Raw genomic sequence first — 12,353 nt, 5'->3', positions numbered from 1 at the left:
GATGTCTTTAGAACAAGAAATAAATAAAAGAAAAACCTTTGGTATTATTGCCCATCCCGATGCTGGTAAAACGACTTTAACAGAAAAACTGTTGTTATTTGGTGGAGCTATTCAGGAAGCTGGGGCTGTAAAAAGTAACAAAATTAAAAAGGGAGCTACATCCGATTTCATGGAAATTGAGCGTCAACGTGGGATTTCTGTCGCTACTTCGGTTTTAGCATTCGAGTACAAAGGAAAAAAAATTAATATCTTAGATACGCCTGGTCACAAGGATTTCGCTGAAGACACTTTCCGTACCTTAACTGCCGTAGATTCTGCAATTGTTGTAATTGACGTTGCAAAAGGGGTTGAGGAACAGACAATCAAATTGGTAGAAGTTTGTCGTATGCGTAAAATTCCGTTATTGGTTTTCATTAATAAAATGGACCGTGAAGGAAAAGATGCGTTTGATTTGATGGACGAAGTAGAACAAAAATTAGATCTACAAGTAACACCACTTTCATGGCCAATTGGTATTGGAGCAACATTTAAAGGAATTTATAATATTTGGGAGAAAAACATCAATATTTTCTCTGGAGATAATAAACAAAAAGTTTCTGAAACAACGAAAGTTGAAGACTTATCAAGTCCAGAATTAGACACATTAATCGGAACAACTTACGCCGAGAATCTTCGTAATGAAATCGATTTAATAGACGGTGTTTACCCAGAATTTGATATGCAAGAATATATGGACGGAAATTTACAACCTGTATTTTTTGGTTCAGCTTTAAATAATTTTGGTGTCCGCGAATTGTTAGATGCTTTCGTTGATATTGCACCTACTCCACAATCAAAAGAAACAGATTTGAGAATTGTTGAGCCTTATGAAAACAAGTTTTCTGGTTTCGTTTTCAAAATTCACGCAAATATGGATCCAAAACACCGCGACCGTTTAGCGTTTATTAAAATTGTATCTGGAAAATTTGAGCGTAACAAAAACTATTTTCACGTACGTCAAGGTAAAAACATGAAGTTTGCCGCACCAAACGCATTCTTTGCAGATAAAAAAGAAATTGTTGACGAATCGTTCGCAGGAGATATTGTCGGTTTACACGATACAGGAAATTTCAGAATTGGAGATACGTTAACAGAAGGAGAAAAATTCAGTTTCAAAGGAATTCCTTCATTCTCACCAGAACATTTCCGTTACATTAACAATGATGATCCAATGAAAGCAAAACAATTGGAAAAAGGAATTGATCAATTAATGGACGAAGGTGTTGCGCAATTATTTACGTTAGAAATGAACAACCGTAAAGTAATTGGAACTGTTGGTGCATTACAATACGAGGTTATTCAATATCGTTTGGAACACGAATATGGAGCAAAAGCAACTTACGAAAATTTCTCTGTACACAAAGCATGTTGGGTAGAAGTTGAAAACGATAAATCAGAAGAATTCTTAGAATTTAAACGCGTTAAACAACGTTATTTAGCAAGAGATAAATTTAATCAATTGGTATTCTTAGCGGATTCTGCTTTTACAATTCAAATGACACAAGAAAAATTCCCATCAGTAAAATTACATTTTGTAAGTGAATTTTAAAGTTTGGTCAGAAAATTGAATAACGACTGAGATAATATAGAAAAACCAAATGAAAAAAATCATTTTAAGCGTAACACTGATTTCTGCTTTTACTGTACAAGCAAGTGCTCAAGATTTGAAATCAATTTTTGGAACTTTAAAGAAAGAGGTCGAAAAAACGAACTCTCAAACTACGTCGAAAGAGAATAACTCAACTGTAAAAGTTGACTCAATAAAAGTGGTAAATGGACCAACAGAAACAAAAACTATTTCTGCTGAATCCTTGACAAAATTAAATGGTTTATCAAACTCAACCGTAGCTTCTGGATTAAAAGAAGCCTTATCGATTGGGTTAACGGATGGAATTAAATCGTTGAGTTAAAAGAATGGTTTCTATAATAATTCAGTTGCAAAAATTTTGATGCCAGAAGAATTACAAAACGTAGAAAAAACATTGCGTTCATTGGGAATGGGAAGTTTAGCGGACAAAGGAATCAAATTATTGAATTCAGCCGCTGAAGATGCTGTTTCTGAAGCAGCGCCTATCTTTGTAAATGCTTTAACATCGATGACAATTACCGATGCAAAAGATATTTTGTTGGGTGGAAATAATTCGGCTACAAATTATTTAAAACTGAAAACAAATACCGATTTAACAAACGCTTTTCAACCAAAAGTAGAAGCGTCTTTAGGTAAAGTTGGTGCGGATAAAGTTTGGAACAATTTGATCACAAAATACAATACCTTAACAGGAAACGAGATAGAACCAAACCTGAATGCGTATGTTACACAACAAACATTAAATGGTGTATTTAATATGGTTGCTGAAAAAGAAAATGAAATTAGAAATAATTCAGCTTTGCAAACAACCTCTATCTTACAGCAGGTTTTCGGATCTCTTTCTAAAAAAATAACACACAAAAAAATCGCTACAATTTGTAGCGATTTTTTTGTGTGTTATTGTATTAACAAATGTTTTTATAAGTTTAAAAATAATAATTTTATAAAGAATGTCGAGCTCCATAAGACTCCACAGTACTTTGAAAAAAAAAGCTGAGATTACTCACAGCTCTTTTAAAATTATTGATTGAATTGATTATTTAATTTCAACACGAATCCCTTCGCTTTGCGCACTCAATTCTGGTGCATACATATTTTGCATTGATGTAATTCCGTTCGAGAAATTACCAGCATTATTCGCTTTCAAATCATATTCGAAAACATACGTTCCTTTGCGCATATAATCCGAAAAGAAATTAGTTGCCGCATCGCGCGTACTTTCATAATACCCAAATTCACCTTTCCATTTGTATCCAGAAAGCACATTCACCGGCTCGAAACCACTTGCTCGCATATCTTTGATGTGAACAAATTGCATATTACGATCGATAGAAATTTCTAAACGAACTGTTACAATATCGCCTACTTTTATCGGTGTAGACGTTGTAATTTCTTTTAGAACTGGACCATTTGCTGAATTTGTTTTAACGAATAATTTCTTATTAAACTGAATTCCAGTTTCAGCAGATTTTATTTTATCCAAATCTTCAAAATATTGCCAATACATCGCTCCCCAAGCTACACCTGGAGAAGTTTTAGCAACTTCAACTTTACCCATTTCTGGTTTAATCTCTTCTTTGTTCCAAGAAGTTTTCACATAACCAGAACCAGCTTGCGAGTTTTTGTCTAAATCGAAATTTGTATTACCAATTTTTACAGTAATTCCTTTGTCAGCATCTATCCATGATTTTCCGAAATTCATTAATGCATAAACTGCTTTTGTTGTTGCTTTTGTTGAATTCCACTGATTTGTTTGACGATTTTTCAATAACCAAACTTTCATTTCTTCGACTGATTTTTCATCTTTCGAAACTTCATCAAATGCTTCAATCAAAAAAGCTTGCGTTTCTACAGGTGCTTGATACCAAAACCAACCCGGTTGATTTTCTTTCCAATACATACCCATTTCATCTGATTCCACCGCTTTTTCTTTGATTGAATTGACCACAATTTTAGCCGCAGATTGCATTCCAAAACGATTCATTACAATTGCAGCCATTGCTTTTTGTTGCAACGACAACTCTAATTTTGTATCATTTAAATTCTTTAACATCGCTGTTTTCATTTCTTCTAAATTTTTCGACATCGGATAATCTTCTAAGAAAAACGAACGCGCATATAAATAATGTAAACCGTCTGAATAAACGATATTCTTGAATGATTTTTGATCTTTCTTGAATTCTTTGAAACGATTTAAATTCTCGTTATCAATATACTGAATTGCTTTTTTGATTAATGGATTTACATCAATTTCAAATGCTTTGAAGTTTACATCCATTTTCTTCATATTCCCGAATCCTGAAACGATATGAGTTGTAATATATTCGTTTGGACGGCCTCCATCAAACCAAGCAAAACCTCCATTTGATTGTTGTTTATCTGATAATTTTTGGAAAGCCGATTTCATTTCCGTTTGCATTTGATTCAATTGAAATAAAACCGCAATTTGTTTCCTTTGCTCTTCTTCGCTTTCCGCATTTTTTACCCAAGGTGTTTCTTCTAAAATGATATTTTTCAATTCTTGGTTCAATTGTAATTTTGATTTCAATTCACCCTTTTTGTTCCAATCATCAAAAACAGCTTTAATCTTTGGATTCGAATTAATCACTTTTTCCGAAATCATATTCCCATATAAACGTGAGAACACTTGCTCTGCACATTCGTAAGGATATTCGCGCAAATAAGGCAACGAGAAAACGGCATACCAAATTGGATTGGTTGTCATCTCAAACGTTAATTTGAAATGATCCAACGAAGTCGATTTATTGTTGATCATATTCTCAAATTGGAACGATTTATTTTGACCTTCTTTGACGTAAATTGGTAACGTTTCTGTTACCATCATACGATTTGTTAAAATTGGTAAAGCCGATTCTTCTCCATCCGAGAAATCTCCAGCAGAAGCAACCACACGATAAACAACCGCTTGTACATTTTTCGGAACATCAATTGTCCATGTCACTTGATCCGAACTTCCTTTTGCAACAGAGAAATTCTGAGTAGCATTTGTCAACTTAAATTGCGCATCTATTGGTTGATTGGTAAACGCATCAAATAACATCAATTTCGCAGAACCGTTTAATACCTTATCTGATAAATTATTGATTTTTGATGAAACCGAAATTTTATCTCCTTCTCGTAAAAAACGAGGCATATTTGGTACCACCATCAAATCTTTTTGCGTACGAACATTTTGTTCTAAATAACCTGTTTTTAGATCTGGTGTATGTGCAATCGCCATAAACTTCCATTCTGTTAAACTTTCTGGCGTTGTAAATTCTATAATTACACTTCCTTTTGCATCCGTTTTTAAGTTTGGATAAAAGAAGGCTGTTTCATTTAGGTTTGTACGTGCTTTTACTTGATCTAAAGCTGCGTTTGCTCCTTTTTTCGTCGTAATAATTATTACTCCATTTGCTCCTCTTGCGCCATACAAAGCTGTTGCTTGTTCACCTTTCAACACATTGATTGATTGAACATCATCTGAATTAAGCTCTGGAGCTTTATCATAAACAACTCCATCTACAACGTAAAGTGCGTTTGGATTATCAGAAGATGAAATTCCTCTGATTGAAATTGAATCAGAAGATGCATATCCCAAAGATTTTTTATCTCTTGTAATTCCTAAAGCTGTTACAACAGAACCTTCTAAACTTACATCAGCAGCAGGTTCCATTTGAATTCCTTCAACTCTTTCTGTGATTGTAGAAGGCTGATTTGGTGCAGCAGATTTTCTCATCATTCGATTCATTCGGTATTGATTGAAACCAAAATCAAATAAATTAAGATCTAATCCTGCATATCCTCTTGCATAAAAATCATAATTTGTACGATAATAAATTGCTCGAGAAGGATTTGTTGAATAAAATTGATAGAGATTAAATGGATTATTTCTTCTTGAATTTGTGAAATTATATACATTAAAATCTAAAGAATTCGACGCAAATTGATCCAACGAAGCATCGTACATACTTGCTAAAACTTCAGCCGAAACTTTGTCTTTATTTGGACCTTCGATTTTTAATTGCCATTTTTCTTTTGCGCCTGGCGTCAATTTATCACGTAAAACTTCAGCCGAAACTTTCAGTTGTTTATTGGTAAACGGAACTGCCAAATTAAGACTTCCTGTTCGTACATCATTGAATTTCGTCATCGCATAATTCACATAAATTCCGCCACGATATTCTTCTTTAATCGGAATTTCTACCACTGATTTTTCACTTAAATCCAAGAAACCTTTCTCAATAATTGTTTGATTCGCTTCTACTTCATAATACACATACGTATCTTTTGAACCAGATTTAAATTCAATTTTTGCAACATCTTTTGGAGCATAAGTCGATTTATTAGGCGAAACAGCTAAAAGTGTTTTAATTTCATTTGCTTTCTTTTCATTCGAAACATAAATCAATTTATCCACCTCAACTTTTTGTGTTCCATCCATCACAAAACCTTTGATGACATAATAACCTTCTTCTAAATTTGAAGCTTGATTGAATTTAATTTCATCTGAAATTTTTGTATCAAAATCACTTTCGAAAACCTTTTGGTTTGTTGTCCATGTTTTTGGATTCATTTCGTCACCGTAAGGTTCATTCGGAAAGATTTTTTTGAATTCTTCTTTCGAATAAAAATTGTAATCTGTTGTAAATTTTTGACGACGAACTATTTCTTTTGGCGCGTTTAACGAATAAATTTCGATATGTCCTTTACCATCTAATTTTTCATCATTCAAATTCTTCACTTCAACGTTGAACGAATTTAATTCATCTGCTTTCGTTTTCTCAGAAATAGCAATAGTTAAAGTCATTCTTGTGTCACCAACTTTAACAGAAGAAGATTCTGATTGCGTTTCTCCATTGATATCCGTAGCATTAACTTCGATAAAATAATTGTAGGTTCTTACCTCATCTTTCTTTTTCTCCGAAGCTGGTTTTGCGACAAACTCAAAGTTAAATTTCCCTTCTGCGTCGGTTGTTGTATCTCCAAATGTCATTTCTTCGCGTTCGCCACGACCAACTGGAATTGAACGATACCAAGGCCAAAATGTAAAAATTTCTTGTCTATAAACGCGGTACGAAACTTTAGCATTATCGATAGTTGCTCCCGAGAAAGCAATTGCTTTTCCTTCTACTTTTACCTTGTCATTTAAACTATAAACACCTTTATTTTTCTCAATTTCTACTTTAAATTTTGGACGTTTATATTCTTCAACTTTGAATGAATGAGAACCAAGTTCATCTACATCATCATTTTCTGCATAAATTCTGAAATCTCCTGTTAATCCATTGGCAGGTAAAACGAAATTTCCATTTACAGAACCAAATTCGTTCGTTGTTAATTCTATTTCTGTAATATCTTTCCCATTAACATCTTCTAAGAAAATTGTAACTTTTTTCTTCGGTAAAACTTGGCGTTCTTTTCCTTTGTTCGTAAAATAAATTCCTTTGAAATAAACTGTTTGCCCAGGACGATAAATCGCGCGATCAGTAAAAATTTGAACTGAAAAATCTTCGTCGTCCTCATCATAACGATCATAATCGTAATAATAAGTCGAATAAATGGTATGCTCATCTTTTACTCGATACTGAAAATTTCTCCAACCAGATGGAATTTGAATCATTCCATTTTTGTCAGAAACCAATGTTTTGAATTCCTTTTTATTGTAATTTGTTAAATTAGAAAACTCTACAGAAATAGTACTTTCTGGTTTTCCAGTTTCGCGATTGACAACTGATAGTTTATCATTCAACGAATTAATCGCATATTTAGAAACCATGATATCTAAATAGTCGATGTCATCTTTTGTGTTAATTTTGAATTCAGAATTATTCGAAAAAAGGACAATATAACGAGCAGATTTTAGTGGATTTAATTTAACAATTGTCGAATGATTTTGAAAATCCTCAAACGATTTGACATCAATTGTATAATGATCAACAACTTTTAGACTATTTAGAAAATTCTGGGCTTCTGTAATTCGATTTTCGTTGTAAACATTTAATATTTGCGATTTTTGTTTATCATCAAAACCTGCATTATAAGCCAATACTTTTACATAAACTTTGTCTATATTTTTATGCGTTAATTGAATGGGCGTATTCTGATTATCGTTGATATATTTCTCTGCTAACACATTTAATTCTTGCGCTTTTATCTTCGAAACCAAATTGTCAACAACTCTTTTTTCTTCAGAATTAGGATATTGTTTTGCAATCTTTTCCTGTACATCAAATATCTTTTTAACATTCGCCAATTTATCTTCTTCCAAACCATAATAATCTGTCGCTAAAGTTGCGTACACATAAGATGAATACCACGCTTTTGGATATTTAGTTGCTAAAATTTCTTTTTGTTTAATAATTTCTTGAACCGAAGTCGAACCACGTTTTGAATCAATTAAAATCAATTCATTATACAAAACTGCATTTTCGTTATTTTTTTGTGTATTCAATTGAACCAAATCATTAAGCAATTGATTTGCTTTGTCTTTTTCATCATTTTGATTCAGATAATTGATGTATTTTTTGACTAAAATATCATACAATGTTGGCGTTAAATCCAATTGTTCTTGTGCATTTTTCTTGTCATCTGCAAGGTTCAAAATCATTTTATACTCTTGCGATTTTGCATTGATTAATTCATTTTTTGGTTGAATTGATTTCGAAAAATAATTATTAATCGTTTTATTGAACGTTTCTTCTGTCCAAAATCTAACATCATTTGTTGCTTGATTTTCGATAGTTGTACGACTATTGATTTTCCAACGGTTTTCGTTGAAATACAATTGATACAAATCGGCCAAATACGAATTGGTAATGGCATTATTAACGTTTGATTTTTCGTTTAATTCTTTCTTAAACAAATCAAAAACGAAGTTAACATCGTCTTTTTCATCAGAAGTTGCAACTTTAATTTTTGATTCGTAAAACAAGGCTTTCAAATAACTTTGTTGATTGTTCCCCTTTTTTGATAAAGTTTTTAATTCATCAATTTTTTGTTGGAGAGATTTGAATTGACCATTCTGCATTTGTTGATCAATTTCTTTCCACTTTTGATCAATCGTTGGGGATTGAGCCATAAGCATCGAGTTGGTTAAAATTAATAGTAAAAACAAGAATTGTTTCATAGAGTTTTTCTTTTATGAGTAGATGCAAGTTACGGAAAAATGGTTGGTTGAAGAAGTAAAATAATCAGCAATCGTTTGATAGATAGCACAAAAAAAAATCTGAATGTTTCCATTCAGATTTTTTGATATATAAGTCGATTTATTACTTTTTATAAATCGTCTACGTCTAAATCATCGTCGATTTGTAAATCATTCAATTCAGCATCCTCTGCAAAATCAATCTCATCTTCGTCATCTAAATCAACTAACATGTCTTTTTTAGGCGCTTTAAGAGGCATTGACCCAAAACGGTAAACAGTTAATGGGTAATTAAGTACAGCTGGTTTTTCTTCTACTGAAATTAATTCTGCAACAAATGTCCACATTTCCATAAAATCATATACAAAAGCCATACGATCACCTTGATTAATAAAAGCTTCTTTGATATAGAAATCTGCCATTGTTTCGTCTGTCCCATCATCAGACATATCCTCTAAAGGAATTTCTTTTGTTTGGTTTCCATCTTCATCTAATTCATAGAATGATGCCAACTCCTCACCTTGTAAACTAAAGGCACTTATGATCCCTTTGTACAATGTAAATAATGTTTGCTTCTCCTTAATTTCTATGTCTCTAAAAACATCCTCTTTTGAATCAAGGAATACTCGAATTTTATATATCACTTTCTAAATATTTTTCGGTTCCAAATTTAAATCTTTTCCCATATTAATTACAAATTCTAAGGCAGAATTATAATTATTTTCGACTTCGCCTTCTAAGATTGCTTCTTTGATGGCATTTTTAAGTATTCCAATTTCTTTTCCTGGCTGAATATTAAATATTTCCATGATTTGCTCTCCAGAAATTGGCGGTTGAAAATTACGAACTCTATCGCGTTCTTCAACATCTTTAATTTTTTGTTCTACAACTTCAAAATTTTGTTTAAAACGTTTTTGTTTACGTTCATTTTTTGTTGTAATGTCTGCTTTGCAAAGCGTTATTAAATCGTCAAAATCTTCTCCTGCATCAAACAATAATCTGCGCAATGCTGAATCTGTTGCGTCATCTGTTACAACTGCAATTGGTCGAGAGCTCATCATGACCAATTTTTGAACATATTTAACTTGTGGTCCTAATGGTAATTTTAATCGTCTGAATAATTTTAGGACCATTTTAGAGCCAACAAATTCGTGTGAATGAAATGTCCAACCTACATTCTTATCAAAACGTTTTGTAACTGCTTTTCCAATATCATGCAATAAAGCTGCCCAACGCAACCAGACATTGTCGGTGTGTATAGAAATATTATCTACCACTTCTAACGTATGGTAAAAATTATCTTTATGTTTTTGTCCTTCTACTTCTTCAATTCCTTTTAACGCAACCAATTCTGGTAAAATATGTTGCATTAAACCTGATTGTTCCAATAACAATAATCCAACAGATGGTTTCTCTGTCATCATAATTTTCTGAAACTCATCCATCACACGCTCAAAAGACACGATACTAATACGTTCAGCATTATCAATTATTGCCTGAAAAGATTTTTTTTCTATTTCGAACCCTAACTGTGCAGCAAAACGAATTGCACGCATCATACGCAATGGGTCATCAGAATAGGTAATATTAGGTTCTAATGGAGTCTTGATTATTTTGTTATTCAAATCTTCTACTCCATTAAAGGGATCAATCAATTCGCCAAAGTTTTCTTTGTTCATTGAAATTGCCAGCGTATTAATTGTAAAATCACGACGTTTTTGATCATCTTCTAATGTACCATCCTCCACATGAGGTTTACGGCTATCTTCAGAATAACTCTCTTTACGCGCACCTACAAATTCTAAATCAATTTCTTTGTATTTGAACATTGCTGTTCCAAATCGTTTAAAAACTGAAACGGGTGATGTATTTCCTAATGCTTTGGCCAATTCTTTGGCTAATAGTATTCCGTTTCCAACAGTAACAAAATCGATGTCTTTTTTTTGACCACGATTCAACAAATAATCGCGTACAAATCCTCCTACAACATAAGTTTCTTGATTAATTTCATCAGCAACTTCTGCTACATTTTTAAAAATAGGATTGGATACGGCTTCTAAGATTTTCATTTTGCAAAAGTATAAGTTTTGAAATAAAAAACTACTCTCTAATAACTTTTACTTCGTTATCTAGACCTAATTTAATTATTGTTGACGCAGTAAACTGAGGCACAAAGGTTTTGGTTTCTTCGGGATAAAAGTCAACCTGTTCTAAAATTGTTGGATTCACTTCTGAAAAGACTTTTGGCGAAGGTTCACTTGATAAATTAGCAGATGTAGACACAATTGGCCCACCTAATTTTCCGATTATTTTTTTACAAAACAAGTCTTCTGTCAAACGAATAGCAATTGTATTGTCTTCTGCAATTAATGACTGAGGTAAACCTTTTGGATTATCGTAAATAATGGTAATTGGTTTTTCATTCAAATCAATCAAATCCCACGCTAATTCAGGCACCTCCACAATTTCTTGTAACATTTTAGGCGAATCAACCAAAATGATCAATGATTTTGAAGAAGGACGATTTTTTATCTGATAAATCTTTTCGATTGCAGCTTCATTCTTCGCATCACAACCTAATCCAAGAATCGTATCCGTTGGATAAAGCATTGTTTCTCCTTGTTTTAGCTTCGCTACAATTTCGTTTATATCTGACATATTAATTGTTTTATAAATTTGTTTGCAAAGGTATTGTAGGAATTTATAATTAGGAACTATTCTATAAATTTTTTCCAAAACTGATAAGGTATTGGTTGGTTAAATCTATGACAAGCCATTGGTAAACGTCCTATATTCAATTTCATTGCCTTTTTAGGCTTTCTATCCATACAGAAATCCAATGCTTCTTTCCAATTAGGAATTTTAAAGTTTGGATATTTTTTAGGCACATATAACGACCAAAATACGTCTTCTATATGATAATCTGAGTCAGATTTTGTATCTAAAAATAAATGTATTTGTTTGGATTCTTCTTTTGAAATTTCTACAAATTTTTGCACTTTTCTCAGAGAAAAACCTCCATTCCCTACTTTAAAAAGACGTTCGGTATTTTTAAGTTTTTTACCCTTTAAAGAACGAATTATTTCATTTATTTTTTCGAATGTTAAATTTATAAAATTGCGTTCACTACCAATCCATGGGGCTCCTACATAATCATAATTTTTATTACACCATTCAATTAAACTATTTTTAAAAACATAAACATCTAGCTGGCAAATTAAAATAAATTCAAATGCAGTAAATACTTGGTAAAATTTTTCGTCTAATAATAATTGATTATAAGCATCGATTGATTTAAAACAATCAGATCCAAAATAGATAAAACTGTAATGATTTATTCTATTTAAATAAGGAGAATAACTTGAAATAGTCATTCCTTCAGGAGCAGCAAAAATTATTTCAAAATCATTGAAATGACGAAGAATACTTTCTAAAGATTTTTTCTCGAATTCATCCAAAAAATCTCTATAAATTGGAATAACCACTGCTACTTTCTTCAAATTATTCATAGTATTAAAAACACTTTTCAACAAAATTAAACATATCTTTGACAGATTAAAATGAAATATAGTTTTATTC

General features: G+C 32.0%; 8 protein-coding genes. 3 read left to right on the top strand and 5 right to left on the bottom strand.

The annotated features are described in order from the left end of the window. Position 1 precedes the first annotated feature (1 nt). Genes NZD85_RS14340 through NZD85_RS14330 form a run of 3 tightly spaced genes read left to right on the top strand, consistent with a single transcriptional unit; the run spans position 2 to position 2,624 of the window. Positions 2 to 1,588: a peptide chain release factor 3 gene (locus NZD85_RS14340; RefSeq protein WP_260542547.1), complete on the top strand. Its 1,587-nt coding sequence runs from the start codon at positions 2 to 4 to the stop codon at positions 1,586 to 1,588. A gap of 49 nt (positions 1,589 to 1,637) precedes the next feature. Beyond that, positions 1,638 to 1,949, top strand: coding sequence for a DUF4197 domain-containing protein (locus NZD85_RS14335; RefSeq protein ID WP_260542546.1), 312 nt, complete (start codon positions 1,638 to 1,640; stop codon positions 1,947 to 1,949). 39 nt (positions 1,950 to 1,988) lie between these two features. After that, the gene (locus NZD85_RS14330; RefSeq protein ID WP_260542544.1) at positions 1,989 to 2,624 is read left to right on the top strand and encodes a DUF4197 domain-containing protein; all 636 of its coding nucleotides are present in this window, start codon (positions 1,989 to 1,991) and stop codon (positions 2,622 to 2,624) included. Positions 2,625 to 2,663: 39 nt separating this feature from the next. Here NZD85_RS14330 and NZD85_RS14325 read toward each other — a convergent pair whose 3' ends face one another. From NZD85_RS14325 to NZD85_RS14305, 5 genes are all read right to left on the bottom strand, one after another. Next, positions 2,664 to 8,756, bottom strand: a complete 6,093-nt coding sequence (locus NZD85_RS14325) for an alpha-2-macroglobulin family protein (protein ID WP_260542542.1) — start codon at positions 8,754 to 8,756, stop codon at positions 2,664 to 2,666. A gap of 149 nt (positions 8,757 to 8,905) precedes the next feature. Continuing rightward, positions 8,906 to 9,418, bottom strand: coding sequence for an IS1096 element passenger TnpR family protein (locus tag NZD85_RS14320; RefSeq protein ID WP_171623319.1), 513 nt, complete (start codon positions 9,416 to 9,418; stop codon positions 8,906 to 8,908). A 3-nt stretch (positions 9,419 to 9,421) separates the two neighbouring features. Continuing rightward, positions 9,422 to 10,843 (bottom strand): CCA tRNA nucleotidyltransferase, encoded by a 1,422-nt coding sequence (locus tag NZD85_RS14315; RefSeq protein ID WP_260542540.1) that lies wholly within the window; start codon positions 10,841 to 10,843, stop codon positions 9,422 to 9,424. Between the two features lie 31 nt (positions 10,844 to 10,874). Then, positions 10,875 to 11,423 (bottom strand): L-threonylcarbamoyladenylate synthase, encoded by a 549-nt coding sequence (locus NZD85_RS14310; protein ID WP_260544602.1) that lies wholly within the window; start codon positions 11,421 to 11,423, stop codon positions 10,875 to 10,877. A 65-nt stretch (positions 11,424 to 11,488) separates the two neighbouring features. Next, positions 11,489 to 12,283, bottom strand: a complete 795-nt coding sequence (locus tag NZD85_RS14305; RefSeq protein ID WP_260542538.1) for a DUF5672 family protein — start codon at positions 12,281 to 12,283, stop codon at positions 11,489 to 11,491. Positions 12,284 to 12,353: the final 70 nt, after the last annotated feature.

Source organism: Empedobacter stercoris, from assembly GCF_025244765.1.
In the GTDB taxonomy this organism is placed as follows: domain Bacteria; phylum Bacteroidota; class Bacteroidia; order Flavobacteriales; family Weeksellaceae; genus Empedobacter; species Empedobacter stercoris.
This window is presented reverse-complemented; position numbering and strand designations above follow the sequence as displayed.